The organism is Streptomyces aculeolatus (assembly GCF_020400605.1).
GTDB lineage: Bacteria > Actinomycetota > Actinomycetes > Streptomycetales > Streptomycetaceae > Streptomyces > Streptomyces aculeolatus.
In genome coordinates, this window is record NZ_JAINRD010000022.1 from 127688 (window position 1) to 153696 (window position 26009).

The 26009-nt window shown below is 75.6% G+C and carries 21 protein-coding genes; all 21 read left to right on the plus strand.

All coding sequences use genetic code 11. The annotated features are described in order from the left end of the window. Positions 1-38 precede the first annotated feature (38 nt). The 21 genes from LG396_RS29770 to LG396_RS29870 all read left to right on the plus strand — a co-directional run bounded on the left by LG396_RS29770 (position 39) and on the right by LG396_RS29870 (position 25982). Positions 39-1424 (plus strand): acyltransferase domain-containing protein, encoded by a 1386-nt coding sequence (locus LG396_RS29770; protein ID WP_225797151.1) that lies wholly within the window; start codon positions 39-41, stop codon positions 1422-1424. Further along, positions 1417-6312: an SDR family NAD(P)-dependent oxidoreductase gene (locus LG396_RS29775; protein ID WP_225797152.1), complete on the plus strand. Its 4896-nt coding sequence runs from the start codon at positions 1417-1419 to the stop codon at positions 6310-6312. The genes LG396_RS29770 and LG396_RS29775 overlap by 8 nt, the downstream gene beginning before the upstream one ends. Continuing rightward, a complete protein-coding gene (locus LG396_RS29780) occupies positions 6309-7238 on the plus strand; it encodes a 3-oxoacyl-[acyl-carrier-protein] synthase III C-terminal domain-containing protein (RefSeq protein WP_027769561.1) in 930 nt (309 codons plus the stop codon). The genes LG396_RS29775 and LG396_RS29780 overlap by 4 nt, the downstream gene beginning before the upstream one ends. Before the next feature lie 75 nt (positions 7239-7313). Continuing rightward, positions 7314-8705 carry a preATP grasp domain-containing protein gene (locus LG396_RS29785; RefSeq protein WP_225797153.1) on the plus strand — a complete coding sequence of 464 codons (1392 nt, stop codon included), beginning with the start codon at positions 7314-7316 and terminating at the stop codon, positions 8703-8705. Continuing rightward, complete coding sequence (locus LG396_RS29790) at positions 8702-9973, plus strand: type III PLP-dependent enzyme (protein ID WP_225797154.1); 1272 nt, start codon at positions 8702-8704, stop codon at positions 9971-9973. Before LG396_RS29785 ends, LG396_RS29790 begins: the two co-directional genes overlap by 4 nt. Positions 9974-10039: 66 nt before the next feature. After that, positions 10040-10321, plus strand: a complete 282-nt coding sequence (locus LG396_RS29795) for an acyl carrier protein (protein WP_018837290.1) — start codon at positions 10040-10042, stop codon at positions 10319-10321. Between the two features lie 9 nt (positions 10322-10330). Continuing rightward, a complete protein-coding gene (locus tag LG396_RS29800) occupies positions 10331-11143 on the plus strand; it encodes a hypothetical protein (RefSeq protein WP_225797155.1) in 813 nt (270 codons plus the stop codon). Then, positions 11140-11817, plus strand: a complete 678-nt coding sequence (locus tag LG396_RS29805) for an acyl-CoA dehydrogenase family protein (RefSeq protein ID WP_225797156.1) — start codon at positions 11140-11142, stop codon at positions 11815-11817. The genes LG396_RS29800 and LG396_RS29805 overlap by 4 nt, the downstream gene beginning before the upstream one ends. Next, the gene (locus LG396_RS29810) at positions 11814-13049 is read left to right on the plus strand and encodes an acyl-CoA dehydrogenase family protein (RefSeq protein WP_225797157.1); all 1236 of its coding nucleotides are present in this window, start codon (positions 11814-11816) and stop codon (positions 13047-13049) included. The genes LG396_RS29805 and LG396_RS29810 overlap by 4 nt, the downstream gene beginning before the upstream one ends. Beyond that, positions 13042-14400 carry an MATE family efflux transporter gene (locus LG396_RS29815; protein WP_225797158.1) on the plus strand — a complete coding sequence of 453 codons (1359 nt, stop codon included), beginning with the start codon at positions 13042-13044 and terminating at the stop codon, positions 14398-14400. The genes LG396_RS29810 and LG396_RS29815 overlap by 8 nt, the downstream gene beginning before the upstream one ends. After that, complete coding sequence (locus tag LG396_RS29820; RefSeq protein ID WP_225797159.1) at positions 14401-15129, plus strand: 4'-phosphopantetheinyl transferase family protein; 729 nt, start codon at positions 14401-14403, stop codon at positions 15127-15129. After that, entirely contained in the window at positions 15114-16634 is a 1521-nt protein-coding gene (locus tag LG396_RS29825) for a condensation domain-containing protein (protein ID WP_225797160.1), read from the plus strand. The genes LG396_RS29820 and LG396_RS29825 overlap by 16 nt, the downstream gene beginning before the upstream one ends. Then, positions 16631-18454 carry a hypothetical protein gene (locus tag LG396_RS29830; RefSeq protein ID WP_225797161.1) on the plus strand — a complete coding sequence of 608 codons (1824 nt, stop codon included), beginning with the start codon at positions 16631-16633 and terminating at the stop codon, positions 18452-18454. The genes LG396_RS29825 and LG396_RS29830 overlap by 4 nt, the downstream gene beginning before the upstream one ends. Before the next feature lie 268 nt (positions 18455-18722). Beyond that, the gene (locus LG396_RS29835; protein ID WP_018837297.1) at positions 18723-19466 is read left to right on the plus strand and encodes an ABC transporter ATP-binding protein; all 744 of its coding nucleotides are present in this window, start codon (positions 18723-18725) and stop codon (positions 19464-19466) included. A gap of 1 nt (position 19467) precedes the next feature. Continuing rightward, on the plus strand, positions 19468-20316 hold the full coding sequence (locus LG396_RS29840) for an ABC transporter permease (RefSeq protein ID WP_018837298.1): 849 nt from the start codon (positions 19468-19470) through the stop codon (positions 20314-20316). A gap of 38 nt (positions 20317-20354) precedes the next feature. Continuing rightward, on the plus strand, positions 20355-21461 hold the full coding sequence (locus LG396_RS29845) for an ABC transporter substrate-binding protein (RefSeq protein WP_100301651.1): 1107 nt from the start codon (positions 20355-20357) through the stop codon (positions 21459-21461). A 51-nt stretch (positions 21462-21512) separates the two neighbouring features. Beyond that, positions 21513-22667, plus strand: a complete 1155-nt coding sequence (locus LG396_RS29850) for an FAD-dependent oxidoreductase (RefSeq protein WP_225797162.1) — start codon at positions 21513-21515, stop codon at positions 22665-22667. A gap of 21 nt (positions 22668-22688) precedes the next feature. Continuing rightward, on the plus strand, positions 22689-23300 hold the full coding sequence (locus tag LG396_RS29855; protein ID WP_225797163.1) for an amino acid synthesis family protein: 612 nt from the start codon (positions 22689-22691) through the stop codon (positions 23298-23300). A gap of 14 nt (positions 23301-23314) precedes the next feature. After that, entirely contained in the window at positions 23315-24055 is a 741-nt protein-coding gene (locus LG396_RS29860) for a class II aldolase/adducin family protein (RefSeq protein ID WP_130457467.1), read from the plus strand. Between the two features lie 88 nt (positions 24056-24143). Next, complete coding sequence (locus LG396_RS29865; RefSeq protein ID WP_225797164.1) at positions 24144-25076, plus strand: 3-hydroxyacyl-CoA dehydrogenase NAD-binding domain-containing protein; 933 nt, start codon at positions 24144-24146, stop codon at positions 25074-25076. 18 nt (positions 25077-25094) lie between these two features. Continuing rightward, the gene (locus LG396_RS29870; protein ID WP_225797165.1) at positions 25095-25982 is read left to right on the plus strand and encodes an alpha/beta fold hydrolase; all 888 of its coding nucleotides are present in this window, start codon (positions 25095-25097) and stop codon (positions 25980-25982) included. Positions 25983-26009: the final 27 nt, after the last annotated feature.

The window sequence follows — 26009 nt, forward strand, 5'->3', positions numbered from 1 at the left end:
CGGCTGCCGTTCTCACGCCACGCGAAGGGGAGGCGGAGATGGACCTGAGAACCGTACTGCTGCTGCCGGGACAGGGCGCCTACCGGCCCGGCGCGTTCGCCGGGCCGGTGAGCGCACCGGTCGCCGAACTGCTGGACGTCGTCGACGCGGTCGCCGCCGAGTTCGGCCACGCGCCGGTGTCGCCGCTGCTCACCGACGCCGAGGCCGCGGACGGCCGCCGGCTGGCCGAGACCGACCCGTTCGCGCTGCAACTCGCGATCTACGCCGCCGCGCTCGTGTACGCCCGCGAGGTCGACCTGCGCGAGCCCGCCGACGTCGTCATCGGCCACAGCATGGGCGAGATGGCCGCAGCCGCCCACGCCGGTTGCTTCACCGCCGCCGACGGCGCCCGCATCGCCGCCCACCGCGCCCGCGCGCTGGAACACACCGCCGCCGGCGCGGGCGGCATGCTCGCGCTCACCCTGCCCGCCCGCCGCGCCACCGCGCTGCTGGCCGCCGCGGAACTCCCCGGCGCGCGGCTCGCGGTCGTCAACGCGCCCCGGCACGTCGTGGCCTCCGGTCCGGAGGACGCCCTCGGCCGCCTCGCGGCGCTCGCCGACGTCCTCGGCGTACGCGCCGTCCGGCTCACCGCGCCGTACCCGTTCCACAACCCGCTGCTGGCCACCGCCCAGGCGGAGTTCGCGGCGGCGATCGAGGGCATCGCGGAGCGGCCGGCCCGGCGCCGGCTGTACTCGCCGGCCCTCGGCGGGCTCGTTACGGACGACACCGACGTCAAGGCGTCCCTCGTGGCACAGGTGACGCGCCCCGTCGACTTCCTCGCCGCGCTGCGCGAGTTGCAGACGTACGGGCTGGAGTCGGTGGTGGAGTGCGGCCGCGCCGGGCTGGGGGAACTGGTGCGCCAGGCGACGGGCCGCGCGGCCCGTACCGCGGAGCGGTGGCTGGCGGAGGACACGGGGCTGGAGCCGGCGGCACCGGCGCCTGCGCCACGGGCGGTGCCCGCGGCGGAGCCGCGGGTGCCGACGCCGGTGGCAACCGCGGCGCCCGCGGCACCGGTCTCCGGCACGGGCCCCGCCCCCGTGCCCGCGACCGAGCCCGTGGCCCAGGGTTCCGCCGCGGCCCGCCCCGTACCCGCCGCGCCCGCCGCAGGCGGTGACGTGCTGGCCACCCTCCAGCAGGTCTACGCCGACCGGCTCGGCTACCCCGTCGAGGCCATGGACCCCGAGGCCGACCTCGAAGGCGACCTCGGCATCGACTCGCTCAAGCGCATGGAGGTGCTCAGCACCCTCATCGACCGCTTCGGCCTGCACCACGTCGCCGACGACACCCGCTTCGCCCTGCAGTCCACCCTCGGCGGCCTCGCCCGGCTCATCGACGAGACCGGCCGGAGCGGCGGCACCGCCACCGCCGTACGGGCCGATGGCTGACGGCACCGAGGGCGGCGCCCCCCGCCCGCTCCGCTACCGCGTCGAGGCCGGCGCCGCCGACCGCGCCGCCGCCGACGCCGCCGTGGCCGCGCTGCGGGCCCGCGGCCTGGACGCCGCCGTGCGCACCGCGGGATCGCTGCCGCTGCCGGCGGCCGGGCCCGTCGACCCCGGCGCGATCGTCGCCGTCGGCATGGGCCTGGCCGTGCCGGGCGCGTACTCGCCGGACGAGCTGTGGCACCTGCTGCGCGACCGCGTACCGCAGTTCAGCGAGCCCGGGGACCGGATGGACATCGACGCGCTGTGGTCCGCGGACCCGGCCGCGCCGGACAAGACGTACACCCGCACCTCCGGCTTCATCCACGACCTGCGTCCCCACCCGCGGCTGCGCGCCGAACTCGCCGCCGGCCGCCCCCCGCAGCGCGAGCCGAGCGGCGGATGGCTGCGCCACAGCGTCCTCCAGGCGCTCGACGGGGTCCGGCTCGACGCCGGTACGCGCGCCTTCGCCGCGGTCGGGATGACCGCGGACGGCGGCCATGCCGCCGAGCACGGCCTCCTCCGCCACGGTGCCCGGCTGCTGGCCGGGCCGCGGGGCGGCGGCACCGACCCGCTGGCCGCGCTCTACCCGGCCGGCTCGCCCGACCTCGCCGACACCGCGCCGTACCGCGTCGTGCGCGAGGCGCTGGCCGGGCTCGCCGACCCGGTGGAGACCGTCGTCGTCGACACCGCCTGCTCCTCGTCCCTCTACAGCTTCGACTTCGGCATGCGCGCGCTGCGCGAGGGCCGCGCGGACGTCGCGCTGTGCGGCGGCACGTACGCCGTCAACGCCCAGACCATGGTGCTGTTCGCGAAGCTCGACGGGCTGGCCAGGGACGGCCGCGTGCGCTCCCTGGACGCCGGCGCGGACGGCGTGCTGTTCTCGGACGGCGCCGCGGTCGTGGCCCTCAAGACCTACGGGCGCGCCCTGGCGGACGGCGATCCGGTCCTCGGCTTCGTCCGCGGCTTCGGCGGCTCGTCCGACGGGCGCGGCAAGGCCGTGTACGCGCCGAACCCCGCCGGGCAGCGGATCGCCCTCGAACGGGCCTGGGCGGCGGCCGGCGTCGGGCCGCGGGACGTCGACTGGATCGTTGCCCACGCGACCGGCACCGCCGCCGGCGACCAGGCGGAGCTGCAGGCGCTGGCCGCGGCCGCGCCCGGCAAGGACTGGACGGTGACGTCGAACAAGTCGCTGATCGGCCACACCGGTTGGGCCGCGGGCGCCGTCAACGTCATCCACGCGCTGCTCGCGCTGCGCCACGAGGCGATCCCCGCGCAGCACCTCTACTCCGGTCCGGTCGCGGGCGCGGCCACCGTTCCGGTACGGACCCTGCCGTGGCGGCCGTCGCCGGGCGGCCGGGCCCGTACCGCAGGCGTCTCGGCGATGGGCTTCGGCGGCACCAACGCGCACCTGGTCGTCAGCGACCGCCCGGGCCCGGCCGCCCCGGCGGCCGCGGACCCGGCGCCGGTCGTGGTGGTCGCGACGACCGCCCTGGAGCCGCCGCCGCGGAGCCCCGTCTTCGGGGCGTCGTTCCCGGCGCCCGCGCCGCTGGAGGTGCGGCTGCCGCCGGCGGTGCTGGAGCGGCTGGACCGCAGCCAGCTCATGGCGCTGCGGTGCGCGCTGGCGCTGCGGGCGGACTGGGGCGGGCCGGACGGGGGCGGACCGGACGCCGGACTGCTGTCGCGCACGGGGGTGTTCGTCGGCCACAGCGGCCAGGTGCGGCAGGCGCTGGCGTGCACGATGCGCGCGTACCTCGACGACATCGAGGGGCGGGCGGAAGGGGACGTGTCCGCGCTGGCGGAGGGCATCCGGGCGCTGGCGCCCGAGAGCAACAGCGACTCGCTGCCGGGCCTGATGCCCAACATCATCGCCTCCCGCGTCGCCCAGCTCCTCGACCTGCACGGCCCGAACATGACGCTCGACGCCGGCCCGGACTCCTCCCACGCGGCCCTGGCGGCGGCCTGCCGCCACCTCGCGGCGGGCGAGCTGGACGCGGCGGTGGTGATAGGCGCCACGGCGGCCGCGGAACTGGTCACGCCGCCGCCGGGCGAGGTGACGACGGAGGCCGCGGCAGCGGCGGTGCTGATGCGCCGCGACGAGGCGGAGTCCCGCGGCCTGCGGGTGCTGGGGGAGCTGACCGTGGCACCGCCGGCGGGGCCGGACGCGGCGGTGCCGCCGCCCGCCGCCGAACCGGCCGGCGCGCGACCGTACTTCCACGCCGCCGAGGGACTCGTCGCCCTGCACCGCGCCGTCCGCGCGAACGACGCCGCGGCGGAACTGGCCCCGGTGGCACCCGGCACACCCGCGCTCACCTACGCTCCGGAGTCGCCCGCGGCCCCGGACCGGCTCGGCGAACTGCGCCCCCACGTCCTGCGCCTGAAGCGGCTGGACCGTCCCGGGGTACGCGCCCCGCTCCCGGCCCTGCCGCCCGACACCCTCGTGCTGACCAACGACCCCGCCGGGCTGGCCGGCGTCGCGCTGCCGCGCGGCTGCGCGGTCGCGGCCCCGCGGGCGGCCTGCCCCGGGCCCGCTGCGGACGTGCACGTACTCGATGCCCCGGAGGAGCTGGCCGCCGTCCTGGCGGACCGCGGCCTGCGCCACGTACGCGTCCTCTTCGACACGGCGCACCGCCCGGCCGCCGCCCCCGACGCCCTGCCCACCGCCACCCTGGAGCTGCACGAACTGGCGTTCACCGCAGCGCACCTGCTCGCCGACCCCCTCGACGCCCGCGGGTCCTACGCCGTGCTCGTCCTCGACCCCGGGGTGCCCGCGCCCGGCCCCGCCACCGGGCTCTTCGCCGGGCTCGTCCGGGCGCTCGCGGCCGACCTGCCAGGCGCGCTCGTCTACGCCGTCGTGTCCGACGCCCGCGACCTCGCCGACGGGCTCGACCTGCTGCACCGGGAGTCCGCCGTCGACCGGCACCTGGGCGTCGCCCACCACCGCCGCGGCGTACGCGCCGAACCCGTGCTCGCCCCCGCCGGGGAACGCCCCCCGCCCGCCCCGCCGGTCGAGGCGCCCGTCGTCGTCGCGACCGGCGGCGGGCGGGGCATCACCGCCGAGCTGGCCGACCAGCTCGGCGCGCTGTCCCGGCCCGCCGCGATCTGGCTGCTCGGCTCCGGGCCCGCCCCCGGTCCCGCCGACGCCGACACGCTCCCCGCCGACCGGCCCACCGCCCTGCGGCGGCTGATGGCCGAGCATCCCGGCGCCAGGCTCGCCGAGCTGAACCGGCGCCACAACCGCGCCGTGCAGGCCGCCGAGCGGGCCCGCACCCTGCGGCGGCTCGCCGCCCGCTACGGCGCCGACCGCGTGCACTACCGGCAGTGCGACGTGCTCGACCCCGGCGCGCTGCGCGCCGTCGCCGCCGAGATCGCCGCGGCCGGCGGCGCCGACGTCGTCGTGCACGGCGCCGGCGTGGAGCGGGCCACCGCGCTGCGGCGCAAGACGCCCGCCGAGTTCCGGGCCGTACGGGACGTGAAGGTCCGCGGCTGGCTCAACCTGCGCGCCGCGTTCGCCGCCCACGACCCCGCCCTGTGGCTGGCGATCAGCTCGGTCACCACCGTCGTGGCCCGCCCCGGCGAGGCCGACTACATCTCCGCCAACGAGTTCCTCACCCACGCCGCCGCCCACGCCCGCGCGGCCGGCGGCGCCGACGCGCACGCCCTGGTCTCCGGCCTGTGGACCGAGAGCGGCATGGTGACGCACACCCAGGTCCAGGACGCGTACCTCGCCCGCGAGGACAACTTCACCCACCTCGACGACGCCCTCGGCCGCCGCTACTTCCGCACCGAACTCCTGCACCGCCGCCGCGACCCGCACACCTCCGTGTGGCTCGGCGAGACCGAGTGGCGCATGCTCGCCGCCGCGGCGCCGGAGCTGCGCGCCGCCGGCGCCCGGCCGCACGAACCCGCCGGGGCGTTCGTCCGCGGTCCCGGCACGCCGGCCGGGGACGGCGGCACGGCCTGGGAGCTGCGGCTCGGGCTGGACGACCACCCGTACGTCCGCGACCACCGGGTGGACGAACGGCCCACGCTGCCGGGGACGTTCATCATGGAGATCGCCGCCGAGGCCGCCGCCGCGGTCGGTGCCGGGCGGCCGGTGGCCGTCACGGACGCCGTGTTCGCGCGGTTCGTGCGCGCGGCGGAGGAGCAGTGGCCGCGTACCCTCGTGGTCACCGCGCGGGCCGAGCGGCCCGGCCGCGTCGAGGTGGTCGTCGCCGCCCCGCCGCGCGGCCCCGTCCCGGCGCGGGAGTACAGCCGGATGACGGTCCTCCTCGACGGCTCGTACGCGCCCCGGCCCGACCCCGCGCCGGCCGAGGGCCCCCTCGCCCCCGCCCGCGACGCCTACGCACTGCCCGGCTCCCCGGTCCGGCTCCGCGGCATGTTCGACTCGCTGCGCGAACCGCGCACGGGCCCCGCCGGCGGCTCCGCCGGGCTGCACCTGCCGCCGCCGGAAGACCTCGGCCCGCTACGGGACTTCCTCCTGCCCGCGCTGGCCATGGACAGCCTCCTGCGCGCGACCGCCGCCACCTCCGCCACCGCGGACGCACCGGTCCCCGTGCCCGTGCGCATCGACCGCCTCGACCTCTACGCCCCCGGCAACGACGCCGAGGCGGCCGGGGAACCCGCGCCGGTCGACCTGCGCCACCGGACCGCCGCCGACGGCACGGTGGCCCGCTGCGAGGCCGTCGCCGACGGCGGGCGGGTGCTGTTCGCGTTCACCGGGCTCACCACCCGCGACAAACGGGCCACGGCGACGCTCTCCGCCCGCCGGGCCGGCCCGCCGCGTGACCCGGGCCCCGACCCGGCGCCGCCGCCCCTGTCCCGTACCGCAGCCGCCGGAAGGAGCGCCCGATGACCGCCCTGTACGACGTCGCCGCGCACATCGCGCCCGTGTCGGTGCCCATCGCCGACCTCGCCCCCCGCCTCGGCGTCGGCGACCGCGACCTCGCCCTGTTCCACCGCTACTTCGGCCTGCGCGACGTGCGCATGTCGCCGGACGCCGGACTGCGCGAGATGACGGTGGCCGCCGGCCGCGAGCTGACCGCGCTCCAGGGCAACGAGCACCGCGTGTCGTACGTCGTCAGCGCCCGCACCATCCCCATCGGCTCCCGCGCCTCGCAGAACCCCGTGCACGACGCGGCCGACGAACTCGGCCTGGGGCACGCCGCGGTGTTCACCGTCACCCAGCAGGCGTGCTCCTCCGGCCTCGCCGCCGTCGACCTCGCCGGGCGGCTGCTCGCCGAGGACGGCGACCCGGACGCGCTGGCGCTCGTCGTCGCGGGGGAGAAGGCCGACTGGCCCACCGCCCAGCTCATCCCCGGCACCACCGTGATGGGCGAGTCGTCGGCCGCCTGCCTGGTGTCCGCCGGCGGCGGGGGCGACGTGCTGCGCAGCTACGTCACCCGCACTTTCGGCGAGTACCACGACGTGAAGCTCCCGCCGCCGCGCGGGGAGGAGTTCGAGCGGCGCTACGCGGAGCGGCTGACGACCGTGATCCGCGAGGCGGTGGCCGCGGCCGGGATCTGCCTGGAGGACCTGGCGTGGATCCTGCCGCACAACGTCAACCGCATCTCCTGGGCGAAGGCCGCCCAGATCCTGGACTTCCCGCGCTCGCGCATCTGCCTGGACAACGTCGCGGCGCTCGGGCACTGCTTCGGCGCCGACTCCTTCATCAACTACGTGACCCTGCGCGACGCCGGCCGGCTCCGCAAGGGCGACTGCTACCTGATGGCCGCGGTGGGGCTCGGCGCCACCTTCGCGGCCGCCGTGTTCCGCCACTGACGGCGTACGCACCGGCAGGACACCGGGACAGGCCGACACGAACAGCAGCAAAAACGCCAGGAAGAGGGGGACGACATGACCGGCACCCCGCCGGCCGAAGACTTCATGAGCGGCGTCCGGCGCGCCTGCACCGGCGATCCGGCCGCACCGCTCGTACTGCTCGGCAACATCGAGGTCGAACGCGACTGGGCCCGCGGCGAGCCCGGCGTGCCGGCCGTCGGGGACAACGCGCCCTCCGCGGTCGTCGCGCGCATGGACGAGTTCGCGCTGCTGCTCGGCGGCGCGGCCGACCACGTGGTCCTCAAGTCCGCGCCCGACCCCGGCTACCTGGACTACCTGCGCGGCCTCGGCCTCGACCTGCCGCACGTGCAGGTCACCGACCGCTGCCGGCCCGGGGTCCCGGTCACCGGGGAGGCGCTGGACTCGCCCGGCCTGCTCGCCCGGCTGCGCGCGCTCGGAGGTCCGGTACGGCTCCTCCCGCACGGGATGTCCGCCACCGAGGAGGAGCTGTGCCGGCGGACCGGTCTCAGCCCCGCGCTGCCGCCCGCGGCGGTCGCCAAGCGCGTCAACAGCAAGATCTACAGCCGCCGCGTCACCGCCGAGCTGGGCGTGCCCCTCGCCGAGGGCTGGGAGTGCGAGTCGGTCGCGGAGTTCGAGGCCGTCGCGGAGAAGGCCGCCGCGCGGATCGCGGACGGCGCCGTCGTCGGCGTCAAGGACGCGTACGGCGTCTCCGGCAAGGGCATCGTCGTCGCCGACCGGGCGCGGCGGCTGGAGCAACTGGTGCGGATGGTGCGCCGGCGCGCGGAGCGTACCGGGGACGACCGGCTCGCCGTGGTGGTGGAGGTGTGGGCCGACAAGGCCGCCGACCTCAACTACCACCTCACCGTGGGCCGGGACGGCTCCGTGCGCTTCGACTTCGTCAAGGAGGCGCTCACCGCCGGCGGCGTCCACAAGGGCCACCGCTTCCCGGCCCGGCTCACCCCCGGGCAGCACGCGGCCGTCGAGGAGACCGCGCGGCTCCTCGGCGGGCGGCTCGCCGCCGACGGCTACCACGGGCCCGTGGGCGTCGACGCCCTCGTACGGACCGACGGCTCGCTGCTGCCCGTGCTGGAGATCAACGCCCGTAACAACATGTCCACGTACCAGACCCGGCTGCAGGAGCGGTGCGTCCCGGTGGACGCGGTCGCCGTCGCCCGGCAGTACGACGTGCGGCTGCCCGGCCCCGTCCCGTTCGACCGGCTCGCCGCCGCCCTCGGCCCGCTGCTCTTCGACCGCGCCGCGGGCCGCGGCGCGCTCCCCGACAACCACGCGACCACGGGCGCCGCCTTCGCCGGCCCCGCGGAGCCCCCGGCCGCCCCGGCGGACGGCCGCTTCTACTTCCTCCTCGTCGCCCCCGGCCAGGCGGAGGCGGACGCGCTGGACGCCGAAGTGGCCGCGCGCCTGACCGAGTTCGGAGAACCGAGATGATCGACGACACGCCCGCCACCCACTGCCAGGGCCTCGCGCTCGCGGACCTGGCCGCCGAGTTCGGCACCCCGCTGTACCTCTACGACGCCGACCGGCTGCGCGCCCAGTACACGGGCCTGCGGGAGCGGCTGCACCCGGCGCTGCGGCTCTTCTACTCCCTCAAGGCCAACCCCAACGTCGCCGTGACCCGCACCATGCGCGAGCTGGGCGCCGGGCTGGAGCTGTCGTCGCTGGCCGAGCTGGCCACCGCGCAGCGCGCCGGCGCCGCCGGCGAGGAGATGCTCTTCCTCGGCCCCGGCAAGAGCCGCGACGAGATCGCCGCGTGCCTCAAGGCCGGTGCCCTCCTCATCGCCGAGTCGCTGCCCGAACTGGCCGTCATCGACGAGGAGGCCCGCCACCGCGGCACCGCCGCCGACGTGCTGCTCCGCGTGAACCCGGCGTTCGAGCTGAAGGGCGGCGGGCTGACGATGGGCGGCAAGCCCCGGCAGTTCGGCATCGACGAGGAAGTCCTCGACACGCTCGACCCGGCCGCCCTGCGGCGGTACGGGAACGTGCGGGTGACCGGTGTGCACGCGTACATGGGCACCCGCATCCTGGCCGCCGCCGCGGTCGTGGAGAACACCCGGCGCATCCTCGAACTGGCCGAACGGCTCGCCGGGCGGCTCGGGTTCGGCCTCGGTACGGTCGACGTCGGCGGCGGGCTGGGCGTGGCGTACCACGCGGCCGAGAGCGACCTCGACGCCGACGAGCTGACCGCGGGCCTCAACCCCGTCGTCGCCGCCTTCCACGCCGCTCACCCGGACACCCGGCTGGTGATGGAACTGGGCCGCTACCTGGCCGCGCCCGCCGGCACCTACCTGACCCGGGTCCGGTACACGAAGGAGTCGCGCGGCGAGCGCTTCGCCGTCTGCGACGGCGGCACCAACCACCACATGGCCGCCGTCGGCATCGGCTCGCCCTTCCGCCGCAACTTCCCCATGTACCGCGTCGGCGGCGGCGGGCCCGCCGTCCCGTGGAACGTCACCGGGCCGCTGTGCACCCCCAACGACACCCTCGGCAAGGCCGTCGACCTGCCCGCGGACCTCGCGCCCGGCGACCTCGTCGCCGTCACCCGCTCCGGCGCGTACGGGCCGAGCGCCTCACCCGTGCTGTTCCTCAGCCACGGCCACCCCGCCGAGGTGCTCGTCACCGCCGGCCGCGCCCGGCTCGTACGGCGCCGCGACACCGTCGACGACCTGCTGGAGCGGCAGTCGGACCCCGTTCCGTAGAACCCGCCGGCACCCCGCAGACCACTCACCGCACCGACGCACCACCGTTCCCCCAGGAGGCAGAGCATGACCACGCACGTCGACGAGGCAGGGTCCGACCTTGAGGTCAAGGTCATCAAGTCGCTGGAGGTCGTGCTGCGCAAGGACCTCGGCGAGGCCACCGCGCAGACGAAGCTCTTCGAGGAGCTGGGCCTGGACTCCACCAGCGTCCTCGAACTCCTCATGACGCTGGAGGACGACCACGGCATCGAGATCGACCCCGAGACCCTGGAGCCCGAGCACCTGGAGACGGTCGGCGCGGTGTGCGCGTTCATCGAGGTGTCCGCCGGCCCCGGCGCGGCGGGCTAGGCGGTGGCGATGCCCGTCGCACTGGAGCGGCTCAGCGCCGTCGGCCCGCCGCCGGCCGGCCACGGCGGCACCACGGCCGCGGACCTGGCGGAGTACGCCGACGACCTGGAGACCGTCTACGGCCCGCTGCCCGACCGCGGCTGGCTGGAGCGCGGCGAGCGCGTCTCGTACCCCGACCTGGTGACGGCCGCCGCCGACGTGCTCGGCGGCCCCGACGGCGGCGTGGACCTGCTGCTCACCGTCACGCCGGTGCCGGACTGCCAGGCCCGGGTGCTGCCCGGCTGCCTGCTGGCCGAGCTGCTGGGCGGCCGGCCGCAGGTCGTCGGCGTCAACGACCAGGGCGCGGCCGGGGTGTTCACCGCGCTGCGCCTGGCCCGCGGCCGGCTCGCCGGCGGCGGGGCGCGGCGCGCCGCGGTCGTCGTCATGGAGCAGTCCACGCTGCCGCCCGAGCCCGGGTACGCGCTGCCGCCGGGCAGCGGCGCGGCCGTCCTCGTCCTCGGCACCGGCGCCGGGCCGCGGCTTGCGGAGCTGACCGTGCGCCGCCTGCCCGCCGCCGAGCGGCGGCCGGAGCGGCGGTCCGGGGGCTGGCTGCGGCCGTGGTACGAGGCCGCGCTGCGGTACGCCGCCGACCCCTGCGGCGAACTCGCCGTCGCCGACCGGGACGAGGCCCTGGGCTACGACTGCCGGGTGCTGTTCACCCCGGCCACCCCGGCCGCTCCGGTCGAGAGGGCCGGCGCGGCCGGTGCGGGCGGCCCCGCACCCGGGCCGGACCGGCCCACCACCCCGTTCCCGCGGCAGAGCGCACTGGAGGCGCGGACGTGACCGTACGACCACTGCGGCAGCAGGCACCGGTGCTCGACACGGCGCTCGGGCTGCGCTGCCGCGCCCTCGCCAGGGCCGTGGGCCCCGCCCCCGCCCTGGCCGAACTCCGCGCCGGACTCGGCCCCGACGCCGTCGCCTGGGGCCCCGGCGGGCACGCGCTGCTGCCGCTGGACGCGGCCGACGCACCGGGCGGCGCGCCGGTCGCCACCCTGGGATTCGCCTCCGGCGACCTCGGGGTGTGGCGCGACGAACGCCACCGCGACGCCGCCTGCGGGCCCTGGACCGCGGGCGTGCTGTGGATCCGGCTGGGCCTCACCGAGCAGTTGCTGCGCACCGCGGCCGACCACCTGGCGGGCCGCCGGGTGGGCGGCGAGGTGCTGGCCGACATCTCGTCCGTACGCACCATGCTCGGCGAGGCCGCCGCGGACCTCGTCGAGGCCCGCCTCCTGCTGGCGGACGGCACCGCACCGGACGACCCCGACGCACTCGCCGCCCCCCGCGCCGCGGACGCGCTCGTCCGGGCGCAGCGCACCGTGCTGCGGCTGTTCGGCGCCGCCGGCTATCTCGACGCCGGCCCCGGCCGGCTCGCCCGCGCCGTCGACCTGCTGGCCGACGTCCATCCCGTCGCCGCGGAGCCGGCGACCGGCCGCCACGCCACCGAGGTGAGCCCATGACCACGACCCCGACCCGCACCCCGCCGACCGCGCGGCAGGGCCCGCTGCCCGACCCCGCGCGCCTGCGTGCCGCCGTCGAGGAATACGCGCACGCCTTCCGCGCCACCGCCCTGGCCATGGACGAGCCCGGGGCCGACCCCAGGACCCTCAACCCCGTCGTCCACGACGCCTACTTCCCGGTCCTCCTCGGCCTGCCGCCCGCGTACAACCCGGACCCGCTGATCGTCGACGGCCGCCCCTGCCACCTGCACTCGTGCGTCGAGCGCGTCGTCGTCTACGAGCGCCTCGCCTGGGGCGACGCGGCGCTGATGGTCGCCGCCCCCGGGCCCTCCCTCTCCGGGGTGCTCACCGAGGAGTTGGGCGACGACGACCAGAAGGAGCGCTACTACACCACCCTGGCCGCCCGCCCCACCTGGACGTTCTTCGCGCTCACCGAGCCGCACGCCGGCTCCGACGCCACCGCGCTGACCACCGCGCTCACCGAGTCCGGCACGGAGTCCGGTACGGAGCCCGGCACCGGGTCCGGGGGCTCCGGCTCGTACCGGCTCAGCGGCGTGAAGAAGTACATCGGCAACGCCGTCCGGGCCGACCTCGGCGTCGTCTTCGCCCGCATCAGGCCCGGCCCCGTCGGCGTCGTCGCCGTGCTGGTCGAGCCCACCCGGCCCGGCTTCACCGCCACCGCGCTGCCCACCACCGGCATGCGCGCCATCGGGCTCAGCGAGGTCCGCCTCGACGACGTGCCCGTGTCCCGCTCCGACATCCTCGGCATGCACCTGTCCGCCACCCGTCGCGGCATCGTCGGCGCGATGCGCACCTTCAACCGCGCCCGCCCGGTCGTCGCCGCCATGGCCCTCGGCATCGCCCAGGCCGCCTGGGACTACGCCGCCGTCCACCGCCGCGCGCTGCGCGCCGACGAGTCGCACGCGAGGGAGGTCCTGCGGCGGCGGCTGGCCGGCACCCGGCGGCTGGTGCTGGCCGCCGCGGAACAGGCCGACCGCGACCCCGGCGACGGCACCGTCGCGTCGGCCGCCAAGTACCGGGCCGCCGAACTGGCCCTGGAGACCGCCGAGTACGCCCTTGGCCTCTTCGGCCCCGGCGCCCGGCTGGAGCACCCGCTGCTCGACAAGCTGCACCGGGACGCCCGGGCCTTCGAGTTCATGGAGGGCACCGGCACCATGCAGCGGCTCAACCTCGCCCTGGGCCACCGGAAAGGCAGGATCCTCGATGACTGACGTCAAGGAGCACGGCGACCCGGCCCCGGGCCCCGCCCCCGCCGCGCCCGCCGGCCTGCGGGGCCGGCTGCGCGGGCTGGCCGTCCCCATCTGCCTCGGCGTCGTCACCGGCCTCGGCGCCCAGTTCGCCATCTCGGCGCTGCTGGGCAACATGGGCGGCGACGCGCTGTACATCAGGGCCCTGTTCATCCCCGTCTCCTTCTTCTTCCTGGCACTGGAGGAGGGCATCGAGATCAGCAGCCAGGTCGTCTCCGCGCGCCGCCGCGGCGCCGCCGCGGGCGACGACTCGCAGCCGCCGCTGGTCCGGATCGGGGCCATCGCGCTCGGCTGCTTCGCCGTCGCCGCGGCGGTCATCGCGCTGGCCGCGCCGCAGATGGCGGAGACGCTCGACGTGGACGCCGCCGCGCACGACGACTTCGTGCTCTTCGCCCGGCTGGTGGCCGCCTCGTTCCTGCTGGCCGTCCTCACCTCGGTGGTCGCGGGCACGCTGCGCGGCTGGGGCAGCGCCCGGTCGGCGTCGGTCATCACCATCGCCGTCGCCGGGATGCAGGTGCTCGGGGTCTGGCTCCTCGGCTTCTACGCGGACATGGGCGTCTTCGCCGTGCCCGCGTCCATCGCCGGCGCCTCCGTGGTGGGACTGGCCTCGGGGCTGATCCTGCTGGCGCGCACCGGGCTGCTGCGCTTCGGCGGTCCCGCGGAGCCGCTGAAGCAGACGGTGGGGATCCTGGTCACCGTCGGCGTGCCGGTGGCCGTCTCGTACCTCTTCATCGCCGGCATGAACTACACCTCGCTGTGGGTGCTGTCGGACTTCGGCTCCGACGCCGTCGCCGGCTACGGCGGCGCGCACGCCGTCCAGGTGCTGTCGCTGTCGCCCGCGATCGCGCTCGGCTCGGCCGTGGCCATCACCATGAACCAGCTCCTCGGCGCCGGTGAGGGCCACCTGCTGCGGGCCGTCCTGCGCGAGGGCGTGCGGTACGTGCTGATGGTGTACGCGCTGCTGGCCGTCGCCGGCTTCGCGCTGGCGGGGCCGCTCGGCAGGCTGATGAGCGACGACGGCGGCACCGCCGCGTTCACCGACGACTACCTGACGATCGTCGCGCCGAGCTGGCTGGCGTTCGGGCTGCTCAACATGGTGACGATGAGCCTGCAGCAGGTGCGCAACGGGCACATCACCATCGCCTCCGACATCGTCTACCTCGGTGCCGTCAACGTCGGCGGCGGGCTGCTCGCCCGCGCCGTAGACCACGCGGAGGCGTACTTCGTCGCCCTGGCCGCCGGCAACGTCGTCATCGCCGGGCTGCTGCTGGCCACGGCCTGGCAGCGCTTCGGCCGGGCCGCGGAGGCGGCCTAGGTGGGCGGGGGCGCGGGCGGCGCCGGCGGCGGCGGTGCGCTGCGGGTCTGGGACGTCGACCTGTCCGGCGACGCCGGTGCGGCCGGCCCCGCCGCGGAGCTGCTCACCGACGCGGAACGGGCGCGCGCCGCACGGCTCGCCGACCCCGTACGCGGCGCGGTGCTGCTCCGCTCGCACGCCGCCGCCCGGCGGCTGCTCGCCGACCACCTGCGGCTGCCGCCCGAGCGGATCGGCTGGAGCGCGGGACGCAACGGCAAGCCGGCGCTGACCGGCGCGGGCCGCGGCTGCCAGTGGAACCTGTCCCGCTCGGGGCCGCGCGCCCTCGTCGCCGTCGGCGGCGCCGTGCCCGTGGGCGTCGACATCCAGCAGGAGCACCCGCACGGCGACCCGCTGGCCCTGGCCAGGCGGTTCTTCGCGCCCGCGGAGGCGGCGCAGCTCGCCGCGCTGCCCGCGGGCCGGGCCCGGGTGCGGCGGCTGTGCCTGCTGCTGGCCCGCAAGGAGGCGTGGGCCAAGGCCGCCGGCGGGCGGCTGCTGGACTTCCTGCGCCACGACGCCGGCGGCGCCCCGGCACCGTACGGCACGGCCCGCCTGCTGGACGGCGCCGCGTACGCCGTTGCCGACCTCGCGACCGGACCGGGGTACGCCGCCGCGGTCGCCACCGCCGGCCGCACGACCGGCCGCATCGACTACCGCAGTTGTGACTGGAGGGACCTGTGCGTACCGAACTGAGCGAGGTGGCGGGCCACACCGCCCGCACCGTCACCGTCGGCATCGCCGAAGCGCCCGCGGGCCTCGGGCCCGTGACCTGGGGCCAGTGGGCCATCCGGCGGGCGATGCTCGACACCGAGCCCGACGACCACGGCACCAACGTCAAGGTGGTGGTGCCCGTCGAGCCCGCCGTCCCCGCCGTCCGGGCGGTCGAGGCCGTACGCGGGCTGCTCACCGTCTACGACGCGCTGCGCACCCGCGTCCACGTGGGCGGCGACGGCGCGATGCACCAGGAGCTGGACGGCGGCGGCACGTTCGACGTGCACCTCTTCGACGCCGGGGGCGAGGCGGCCGCGGCGGCGCTCGCCGACGACATCGAACGTCGGTGGCGCGCCGTGCGGTTCGCCTACGACCGCGAGTGGCCGGTACGCGCCGCGCTCGTGTGCACCGGCGGCAAGGTGGTGCGCGCCGTGCTCGTCCTCGCGCACGTCGCCACCGACGCGATGGGCCTGACCCTGCTGCACCGCGCGCTGACCGAGCTGCTGCACGGTGCGGACCCGGCGGCGCTGCGTGCGGCGGGCCGCGGCCACCAGCCGCTCGAGGAGGCCGGGTTCCAGGCGTCCGAGAAGGGCCGCAAGCGCGACGCGGCGGCCCGGCGGCACTGGGTGGAGTCCCTGCGGGACGCCCCCGAGCGGCTGTTCAGCCGCCGGCCCGGCGTGCGCCCGCGGTTCCGGCAGGCGGTGCTCGCCTCGCCGAGCCTGCCGGGGGCGCTGCGGACGCTGGACGAGCGCTGGCGGATCAGCTCCTCGGCGATCCTGCTCGCCGCCGCGTCCGCGGTGGTGGCCCGGCAGTCGCGGCACGACCGCGCGGTGTTCCAGGTGATGGTGAGCAACCGGTTCCAGCCCGCGCTGCGGGAGGCGGTGAGCACGGTGACGCTGGAGGGCCTGTTCACGCTCGACGCGGGGCTCGGACCCGACGCGGGGCCCGCGGAGTTCGAGGCGCTGGCGCGGCGCGCGGCGCAGGCGGCGATGAAGACGTACTACCACGCCTACTACGACAAGTCGGCCCTGCTGGGCGACCTGCGCAGGCTGGACGAGCGGCGCGGCCGGCCGACGGACCGCACCTGCTGGTACAACGACCTGCGGGACCTGATCACCGAGGCGCGCTCGGTGGACCGGCGCGAACACGGGGGCCCGCCGGAGAAGTCGGTCATCGAGTGGCAGACGCTCGGCCGGCAGTCGGAGACCTCGGTGGCCTGGCACGTGTACAGCACCCGGCACTTCATGCCGGTGTCGCTGACCATGGACACCAGCCTGATCGACGAGCCCGCCGCGGAGGCGATGCTGACGGGGTTCGAGGCGCTGATCGTCGACGCGGCACGGGCGGCGGAGGCGGCGGGACCGGTCGAAGCAGCCGAATCAGCCGAAGCAGCCGAACCGGCGGGACTGGCGGGACCGGCGGAACCGGCCGTCGGCGGGGGTACGGGCGAGGGTGCCGCGGCCCGTGGCCGGGCGGCACTCGCATGACGCGACCGCCCGTCCGGCTCAGCACCGTCGTCATGTGCCACCCCTCGCGCCTCGCCGGCGCCGAGCGGGTCGCCGGCGAGTGCGCGCCGCTGCCCGTCCGCATCGTCCGGGACCCGGAGCCCGACGGGCTCCCCAGCCCGCTGCGCACCGCGAAGGTCGCGTGGGCGGCGGTCGCCCCCGGCGCCACCCACCACCTGGTGGTGCAGGACGACGCCCACCTCGCCCCCGGCTTCGCCGGGCACGTCACCGCGCTCCTCGAACGGCACCCCGACCGTGCCGTGTCGCTGAGCGTGCTGTGGGTGTCGCCGTACAACTCCTACCGGGTGCGGCAGGCCGCGGTGGGCGGCTACGCCGCGGTGCGGCTGGCGCCGTGGGAGTGGGTGCCGTCGCTGGCCCTGGCGCTGCCGGCGGACACCGCCCGCGAACTCGCGGCGTACCTCGCGGAGTTCCCCGACGACACCCGCGACGACGACGAGCACATCGCGGTGTTCTGCGCCGAGCGCGGCATCCCCGTCGTGGCTCCCGTACCGCACGTCCTCGACCACGGCATGGGTCCTTCGGTGGCGGGCAACGACCACCACGGCATCCGGCTCGCCGTCGCCTGCGCGGCCGGGCCCGTCGGCACCGCGCACTGGGCGGGGCCGGAGCTGGCGGACCCCGCGCGCCACGGCGGCCTCGGCTACGCCGTCGAACTCGTCGCGTCCCGCTGCCACGTGCGGATCCGGCGCAGCGGTGCACAGGAGGCGGCGGAGCAGCCGTTCACCTGGCCGTGGCGCCCCTGGTCGGCGCTGCTCGGCGTGCCGCACGAGGCCGTCGCCGCGGCCGCCCGCGCCGCGGGGCCCCCGCCGCGGGCGCTGCCCGCGGAGCCGGCCGGGGAGGTGTGGGCCGCGGGCTACCTCCTCGGCGCGCTCACGCCCGGCGCCGGGGACGACCGGGCCGAGCACCGCCGTGTCCGCGACGACGCCCGCGCGGCGGCGCTGCGCAGCTGGATCACCGCGGGGCTGCGCCCCGACCACCTGGCGGAGCTGGGTGCGGAGGGGTGCGCGGCGGCGGCGCGGTGGGCCGCGCACGCGGTCGCCGCGGGCCGGGCAGCGCGCGCCGCGGAGGAGCGGGCGGCGGCGTACGGAACGGGCGCCCCGGCGCCGTACGCGGAAATGCCCGCGGTACGCGGGGACTCGACCGCGGCGCAGGGGGCGGCCCCCGCCGCATCCGCGGGCACGCCCCCCGGGTACGGGGCACCCCGCCGCACCGGCACGGCCGGCGGCACCCGCGAGGCCGCTGCCCGGCTCGCCGCCGTGGAGCGGATGGCGCGCCGCGAGGCCCGGCTGCTGCTGGGGCCCGCGCCCGGGGAACTGCCCGACGTGCGGCTCAAGGTGGTGCCCTGCCCGGAGCACCCCGGGGCCGATCCGGCCCTGCCCACGCGGGACTTGCCCGTGCGCTGGCTCGGCGAGCACCTCAGCGAGGTGGCGGGCGACTCCGCCCTGGCCGTCCTCGCCTGCGAACGGCTGGAACCCCGCCCGCTCGCCGGCCTCGCCGCGCTCGTCGACGGCGGCTGGAAGGGCACCGTCGAGACCCGCGCCGCCACCGTGGCCCGGCTGCGCGCCGCGGGGCTGCGCGGCGCGGCGCTGACCGCGGCGGTGGACGACGCGGAGCGCCGGTTCGCGGCCGGCGACGGCGCCGTCGTCACCCTCCCCGCCGCCTGCCGCGCCGCCGGCGGCACGCCGCGCCGGCTGTGGCCGCACGACGATCCGGAGCTGTCCGCGGACGACGCCCACTACGCACGGCTGCGGCTGCGGTACGTACGGGAAACGCCGCTGTAGCGGCGCGGCGCAGGGCCGTCCGTCCCCCGGGGCGGTCGGGGTACCGGTGTGGTCACCGGTGCCCCGGCCGCCCCTTCGTGTGTCCGTGCTGGGTCGTCCGGGGGAAAACCATGTTTCCTCTCTTGACGGCCTCGGGGTGACCTGCCTAACGTGCTTGATAACACATTCTTAGATAGTGATAACCCGATCGGCCAACTCCGGTGTCGCTCTGATGCGCGGAGAGGAGCTTTCCATGGAATCCATGGGGATTTCAGCGCAGGGTATCGCGATGAGTTTTGCTCGGCGCGAGCAGGAACAGACGGTTCTGGAGAACCTGGACCTCGACATCACCCCCGGCAGCTTTGTCACGCTGCTCGGCCCCTCAGGATGCGGCAAGAGCACGCTGCTGAAAATCCTGGGCGGCATTCTCGAACCCACGGAAGGCACGGTGCGGATCGGCGGGCAGCCGGCCGCGGACGCGGTCAAGGGCCGCTTCATCGGCCTCGTACCGCAGCGGCCCGCGCTGCTGCCGTGGAAGTCCGCGGTGCAGAACGCGAGCATGCTGCGGCAGATCGCGGCGGGCGAGCGCGCCGCCGACGCCGCCCCCGCGGCGCGCCGGGCGCTGGAGCTGGTCGGCCTCGCCGCGGCGGAGGACAAGCTGCCGCACGAGCTGTCCGGCGGCATGGCACAGCGCGTGTCCATCGCCCGCGCGCTGGCCATGGACCCGGCGATCCTGCTGATGGACGAACCGTTCGGTGCGCTGGACGCCATCACCAGGGACGAGATGAACCTGAAGCTCGCCGAGATCTGGGCGGCGACCGGCAAGACGGTCGTCTTCGTCACCCACTCCATCTCCGAGGCGGTCTTCCTCTCCGACACCGTGCACGTGATGGGTCTGGACCGGGGGCGCTTCCTGGAGACGCTCGACGTCGCCCTGCCCCGGCCGCGCACCCGCGAGGTGCTCGACGACCCCGTGTTCACCGAGTACACGGGCCGGCTGCGCGGCCACCTGGAACCGAAAGCGACGGTCTGACATGGCGCTCGCACAGGACGACGTGAAGAAGCCGGCCGGGCGCCGCCCCGGCGGCCGGCGCCCCCGCGGCGGGGCGGTCCGCGGCTGGATCCGGCGCGTGTGGCCCAGCCTCACCGTCTTCGTCGCCGGCTTCGTGCTCTGGGAGCTGGCCGTCGAGGTCTTCGGCATCTCCAGCTTCGAGCTGGCCAAGCCCAGCGAGTTCCTCGCCGAGATGTGGCGCTCGCGCGACATGCTGTGGGACGCCACCTGGGTCACCACCCAGGAGATCCTCTACGGCTTCCTGCTCAGCTTCGCCGTCGGCGTGCTGCTCGCCGTGCTCATCGTCCGCTTCGGCTGGCTGGAGCGCGCGCTCTACCCCCTGATCGTGCTCTTCCAGGTCGTACCCAAGGTCGCCCTGGCGCCGATCTTCATCCTCTGGTTCGGCTACGGCCTCGCGCCGAAGCTGCTGCTCATCGTGGTGATCACGTTCTTCCCGATCACCCTCAACATGATCGTCGGCCTCAAGGCCATCGACCAGGACCTGCTGCTGCTCATGCGGTCCGTGGGCTCGTCGCGGAACCAGATCCTCACCCGTATCCAGATCCCCACCTCGCTGCCGTACCTCTTCGCCGGCATGCGCATCGCGATCACCCTCGCCGTCATCGGCGCGGTGGTGGCGGAGTTCTCCGGCGCCGAGAACGGCCTCGGCTATCTCATCCAGTTCGCCTCGACGCAGCTGGACACCCCGCTCATGTTTGCGGCCCTGACCCTCGTGTCCCTGCTCGGCCTGATCCTGTATTACGCGATGTCGCTGCTGGAGTTCGTACTCCGCAAGCGATTCCCGCACATCACGGCCGACACCACCCGTTGAATCCGGTTTTGCATTCTCTCCTGCACTAGGAGCCCATCATGTTCCCCTCCGGAAAGAAAATCAGGCAGAGCAGGAAAACCGTCGCCGGTATCGCGGGTGCGACGACCGCGGCACTTCTTCTCGCCGGCTGCGGCGGCGACTCTGGAGACGACTCCTCCGCCGGCGGCCTGGACAAGGTCACCGTGCAGCTCGACTACCAACTCCGCGGCAACCACGGCATGTTCTACGTCGCCGACAAGCTCGGCTACTTCGAGGACGAGGGCATCGACGTCGAGAGCATCAAGACCGGCACCGGCTCGCCCGACGCGCTGCGCATCGTCGGCACCGGCCGCGCCGACTTCGGCTTCGGCGACCTGCCGTCGCTCGTCACCGCGCGCTCCCAGGACGTGCCCGTCACCACCCTGGCCGCCGTCAACCAGACCTCGCCGCTGGCCATGTGCACGGTGAAGGACAAGAACAAGCTGACGTCGATCGACGACCTGAAGGGCATGACCGCCGGCATCCACGCCGCCGGCTCGACCTTCATCTTCTACCAGGCGCTGCTCGCGGACAACGGCCTGAGCCGCGACGACCTCAAGGAGGTCAGCGTCACCCCGCCCTACGAGAACTACCTGATCCAGGGCAAGGTCGACACCGTCCCCTGCTACATCGACGCCGAGGTGCCGCAACTGGAGGACGCCGCCGGCGGCGAGGGCTCGCTCGACGTCCTGCTCGGCTCCGAGCACGGCTACGAGGGCTACGGCTCCGGCCTGTTCACCAGCGACAACATGGTCGAGAACGAACCCGACGTGGTGCAGCGCTTCACCAACGCCTACGTCAAGGCGTTCGACTACGTCATGAAGAACCCGGACAAGACCGCTCAGATCCTCGCCGAGTCCTCCCCGGAGAACCGCGACAAGGCCGAGCTGTTCGAGCGGCAGATCCAGGCGGACATCGACCACACCTTCACCAGCGACGTCACGGAGAAGCACGGCCTGGGAGCCATGGACAAGCAGGTGTGGCAGGCGACCATCGACACCCTCGCCGACCAGGACGTGCTCAAGGGCGGCACGCCCAGCGTCGCCGACGTCCACCAGGAGAAGTTCGTCGAGAAGGCCGCGAAGGCCGGCGCCGGATCCGGTGCCGGGAACGACGCCGGCAACTGAAGGCGCGCCGGCCGCCTCCGGGCGGCCGGCACGACGACTGAGAGCGGAGCTATGGAAACCACGGTTGACAGGCGGGGGCGCCACGCGGAGGTGTCCGGCGCCGGGTTCGCGGGCCTGACCGCCGCCGCGGCGCTCGCGCAGCGCGGGTGGTCGGTGCGGGTGCACGAGAAGGGTACGGAGCTGCGCGAGCAGGGGGCCGGCATCGTCCTGTGGCACAACAGCCTCAAGGTGCTGAAGGCCATCGGCGCGTACGAGGCGGTGATGGCCGAGTCGATGACGCCGCCGTACTACGAGACCCGCTTCCAGCACGCCAGCGTGTCCCACGAGGACTTCGGCGGCCTGCCCTGGCGCACCATGACCCGGCCCTACCTCCACAAGTGCCTCCTGGACGCCGCCCTCGCGGCCGGTGTCGAGATCCGCACCGGATCCGAGGTGGTCGCCGCCGACCCCCGCGGCCGGGTCACCCTCGCCTCCGGCGAGACCCTCCACGCCGACCTCGTCGTCGGCGCCGACGGGGTGAAGTCGAAGGTCCGCGACTCCATAGGCTTCGAGCAGGAGCGCTGGAAGTCCCGCGACGGGATCACGCGGTTCCTCGTGCCGCGCCGCAAGGCCGAACTCGGCCCCGGCGAGTGGGACAACGTCATCGACTTCTGGAACCTCGAACCCCGTTACCTGCGGGTCCTCTACGTGCCGTGCAACGACCGCGAGCTGTACCTGGCCCTCGGCGCGCCCCGCGCCGACGAGCAGGGCAGCCGCACCCCCATCGACCTGGACCTGTGGACGTCCGCGTACCCCGAGCTGACCCCCGTCCTCCAGGCCGCCGCCACCGCCGCGGACCCCCGCTACTACGGCTACGAGACCACCGCCGTCGCCGAGTGGCGCCGCGGCGCCGTCGCCCTCGTCGGCGACTCCGCACACGCCATGCCCCCCGCGCTCGCGCAGGGCGCCGGCTGCGCGATGGCCAACGCCTACACCCTGGCAGTCGCCGCCACCGAGGCCGACGACGGCGGGATCGAGGCGGCCCTGGCCGGCTGGGAGGAGCAGGAGCGGCCGTTCACCGACCGCTGCCAGCGTCGCTCCGCCGACTTCGCCGCCACCCGCGCGATGTCCGAGGGCAACCAGTTCACGCTGGAGAACCTCGAAACGGCCCTGTACGACCCGACCAACCCCAACCGCCACGCCCTGTCCGTCGTGCGGAGCCAGTAGGACGAGAAGGAGACAACCCTGATGACCCCCGAGGAGCAGGTGCTGAAGGACTACCGGGTACGGCGCTGGGTCGGCCTGGTCGAGGAGACGCTGCACGAGAACGGCCCCGTGGCCGCCCGGCCGCTGCGCAAGGCGGTGTGCGGCGTCGTCGTCAAGAACCCGTTCGCCGGCACCTACGCCGACGACCTGTCCGCGCTCACCGCGCCGAGCGCCGCGCTGGGGACGGCGCTCGGCCGGCGGGCCGCGGCCCTCCTCGGCGACGCGCCGGTGGAGAGCTACGGCAAGGGCGGGCTGGCCGGGCTGGCAGGCGAGCAGGAGCACGTCGTCGCCTGCGTCACCACCGTCTTCGGCAACGCGCTGCGCGAGGCGATCGGCGGCGGCGCCGCGTGGATCTCCTCCGCGACGAAGACCGCCGCCGCGGGCGCGGGCCTCGACATCCCGCTGGCGTACAAGGACGAGGTCTACGTCCGTTCCCACTACGACGCCGTCACCGTCTCCGTACCCGATGTGCCGCGCCCCGACGAGCTGTTCATCTGCGTGGCCGTCGCCAGCGGCGGCCGGGTCCACGAGCGGGTCGGCGGCCTGACCGCCGCCGAGGCCCGCGAGCAGGCCGCGGCCGGCCAGGCCCGGTGAGAAGGAGAGTTCCGATGCAGACCAGCGATGCGCTGTACTCCCAGGACGACTCCGTCGCCAACGTGCTCGACAACCTCGCCAGGGCCCACCGGATCCTGGAGCTGGAGGGCCACGGCGACATGTCCATGGGCCACCTGTCCTACCGCGACCCGCACGGCCGCGGGCTGTGGCTCAAGCGCGGCAACCTCGGCATGGAGGAGGTGCAGGCCGGCGACTACATCCTCATCGGCTTCGACGGCACCGTCCTGGAAGGCCAGGGGCTGCGCCACCTCGAATGGCCGCTGCACGCCGAGATCATGCTCGCCCGGCCCGACGTCAACGTCGTCGGCCACTCGCACCCGTTCCAGGCCACGGTCCTCGGCGCCGGCCGCGGGCGGATCGAGCCGGTGAACAACCACGGCGTGTGGTTCGCCGAGCACGGCGTCCCGCGCTTCGACGCCACCAGCCACATCATCACCACCCAGGAGCTGGGCCGCGACCTCGCCGTGGTCCTCGGCGACGCCGACGCCGTGCTCCAGGCCAACCACGGCGCCTCGTTCGTCGGCCGCAACGTCCGCGACGCGACGCTCGCCGGGATCTTCCTGGAGAAGGCCGCCGCCTTCCAGCTCGCGCTGGCCGGCTCCGGGCTGCCGTACGACCCCCCGGACGCGGACGAGAGCGTCGAGAAGAACCGCCGCATCTACCCCGAACGCGCCCGCGACAACTACTGGATGTACTTCAACCGCAAGCTCGACCGGCTCGAGGCCGCCCGCTGAGCCCGCCCGCGCCGGGCCCGCCCCCGCAGGACCCGCGCGCCCCGGGCAGGAGAAGCAGCCGCAGCAGCACAGCACGAAAGGAACCATCGTGAGCATTCCCACCACCAGCGCCGTCCTCGGCTCGGGGAGCATGGGGCCCGGCATCGCCGCGCTGCTCGCCCGCTACGGATCCGACGTACGGCTCTACGACGTCAGCGAAGAGGCCCTGGCGCGGGCGGAGGGGACCTGCGCCGGCGTCGTCGCGCACCTCGACCGCCTCGACGTGCCGGTCACCCCCGGCGGCTCCGTCACCTTCGAACGCGACCAGGCCAAGGCGCTCGCCGGCGCCGACCTCGTCATTGAGGCGGTGCCGGAGCGGCTGGAGCTGAAGAAGACGGTGCTCGCCCAGGTCGAGGACGCGGTGCGGGACGACGCGATCATCGCGACCAACACCTCCGGCATCCCGATCTCCGACATGGCGGTGGACATGGCCCACCCCGAGCGCCTGATCGGCATGCACTGGTCCAACCCGCCGCACCTCATCCCGATGATCGAGATCGTCAGGGGCGCGCGCACCGGCGCCGCGGTCGAGGACCGCCTCGTCGGCATCGTCGAGGCGTTCGGCTACGAGGCCGTGGTCGAGAAGGAGGTGCCCGGCTTCGTCGAGAACCGCGTGCTGTACGCCGTGCTGCGCGAGTGCATGGCGCTCGTCGAGGAGGGCGTGGTCTCCCAGCGCGACCTGGACACCGTCGTGAAGTGGGGCGTCGGCTACAAGCTCGCCGTCATCGGCCCCATGCGGCTGGTCGACATGGCGGGCCTGGACATCTACGAGGCCGTCGGCTCCTACCTCAACCGCGACCTGTCCACCGAGTCCGGCGTCTCCTCGCTGGTCACCGAGCTGACCGCCCAGGGCAGGCTCGGCATGAAGACCGGCGGCGGCCTGTACGAGTACGGCGAGGGCGAAGTCGCCGCCAAGCGCTCCGACATCGTCGACGGCCTGGTGAGCGTCCGCAAGGCGCTCTCCGCGATCAAGCCGGTCTGAGCGGAGGGGAGAGGGACCGTGAACCGCGTACCACAGCAGCCGGACCCGGCACCGCACGCCGCCCCCGCGGCGCTCCCCGACGCGCTGCCGGGCCTGGCCCACGTGCGCGCCGGGGACGTCGGGCTGTGCGTACGCGATGCCGGCAGCGGTCCGGCGGTCGTGCTGCTGCACGGCACGACCGCCAGCCTCGGCGTCTGGGACGCCGTGGTCGAGCGGCTCGGCGAGACGGTGCGGACCGTCGCCGTCGACCAGCGCGGCCACGGCCGCAGCGGCAAGCCCGCCGCCGGCTACGACGCCGCCGCGTACACCGCCGACGTGCTCGCACTCGTCCGCGAACTGGAGCTGGGCCCCGTGGTGGCCGTCGGGCACTCGCTCGGCGCCCGCAACGCCCTGGTGCTGGCCGCCGAGCATCCCGAGGCGGTCGCGGGCGTCGTCGCCGTCGACTACACCCCGTACGTCGAACCGGAGGTGCTCGACGCCCTGGAGGCCCGGGTACGCGGCGGCGACCGCGCCTTCGCCTCCGGCACGGACGTCGAGACGTACCTGCGCGAGCGCTACCCCCTGCTGCCCGCCGACGCCGTCCGACGCCGGCGCCGCTACGGCTACGCCCCGGCCGCCGCCGGCCCGACGCTGCGCCCGCTCGCCGACCCCGCGGCCATGGTCCGCACCGTCGACGGGCTGCGCCGCGACTTCGCCGCCGAGACCGCGGCCGTCCGCGTCCCCGTCACCCTGCTGCGCGGCGAGCACAGCGCGATCGTCTCCCCGCGCGCCTTCGCCGCCACCCGCGAACTGCGCCCGGACTTCCGCGCCGTCGAACTCGCCGGACTCGACCACTACCTGCCCGAGGAGGACCCGCACACCGTCGCGGACGAGATCGTCCGCATGCTCGACCGGACGACGGGCTGACCCGCCCGCGCCCCGCCACCGAGAGGA

What these genes read in the sequence shown, in the direction of transcription:
- LG396_RS29860 (WP_130457467.1), top strand. Translation starts at nt 23,315, where the DNA reads ATGCAGACCAGCGATGCGCTGTACTCCCAGGACGACTCCGTCGCCAAC.
- LG396_RS29815 (WP_225797158.1), top strand. Translation starts at nt 13,042, where the DNA reads ATGACTGACGTCAAGGAGCACGGCGACCCGGCCCCGGGCCCCGCCCCC.
- LG396_RS29830 (WP_225797161.1), top strand. Translation starts at nt 16,631, where the DNA reads ATGACGCGACCGCCCGTCCGGCTCAGCACCGTCGTCATGTGCCACCCC.
- LG396_RS29795 (WP_018837290.1), top strand. Translation starts at nt 10,040, where the DNA reads ATGACCACGCACGTCGACGAGGCAGGGTCCGACCTTGAGGTCAAGGTC.
- LG396_RS29810 (WP_225797157.1), top strand. Translation starts at nt 11,814, where the DNA reads ATGACCACGACCCCGACCCGCACCCCGCCGACCGCGCGGCAGGGCCCG.
- LG396_RS29800 (WP_225797155.1), top strand. Translation starts at nt 10,331, where the DNA reads ATGCCCGTCGCACTGGAGCGGCTCAGCGCCGTCGGCCCGCCGCCGGCC.
- LG396_RS29770 (WP_225797151.1), top strand. Translation starts at nt 39, where the DNA reads ATGGACCTGAGAACCGTACTGCTGCTGCCGGGACAGGGCGCCTACCGG.
- LG396_RS29845 (WP_100301651.1), top strand. Translation starts at nt 20,355, where the DNA reads ATGTTCCCCTCCGGAAAGAAAATCAGGCAGAGCAGGAAAACCGTCGCC.
- LG396_RS29790 (WP_225797154.1), top strand. Translation starts at nt 8,702, where the DNA reads ATGATCGACGACACGCCCGCCACCCACTGCCAGGGCCTCGCGCTCGCG.
- LG396_RS29780 (WP_027769561.1), top strand. Translation starts at nt 6,309, where the DNA reads ATGACCGCCCTGTACGACGTCGCCGCGCACATCGCGCCCGTGTCGGTG.
- LG396_RS29835 (WP_018837297.1), top strand. Translation starts at nt 18,723, where the DNA reads ATGAGTTTTGCTCGGCGCGAGCAGGAACAGACGGTTCTGGAGAACCTG.
- LG396_RS29775 (WP_225797152.1), top strand. Translation starts at nt 1,417, where the DNA reads ATGGCTGACGGCACCGAGGGCGGCGCCCCCCGCCCGCTCCGCTACCGC.
- LG396_RS29840 (WP_018837298.1), top strand. Translation starts at nt 19,468, where the DNA reads ATGGCGCTCGCACAGGACGACGTGAAGAAGCCGGCCGGGCGCCGCCCC.
- LG396_RS29785 (WP_225797153.1), top strand. Translation starts at nt 7,314, where the DNA reads ATGACCGGCACCCCGCCGGCCGAAGACTTCATGAGCGGCGTCCGGCGC.
- LG396_RS29855 (WP_225797163.1), top strand. Translation starts at nt 22,689, where the DNA reads ATGACCCCCGAGGAGCAGGTGCTGAAGGACTACCGGGTACGGCGCTGG.
- LG396_RS29850 (WP_225797162.1), top strand. Translation starts at nt 21,513, where the DNA reads ATGGAAACCACGGTTGACAGGCGGGGGCGCCACGCGGAGGTGTCCGGC.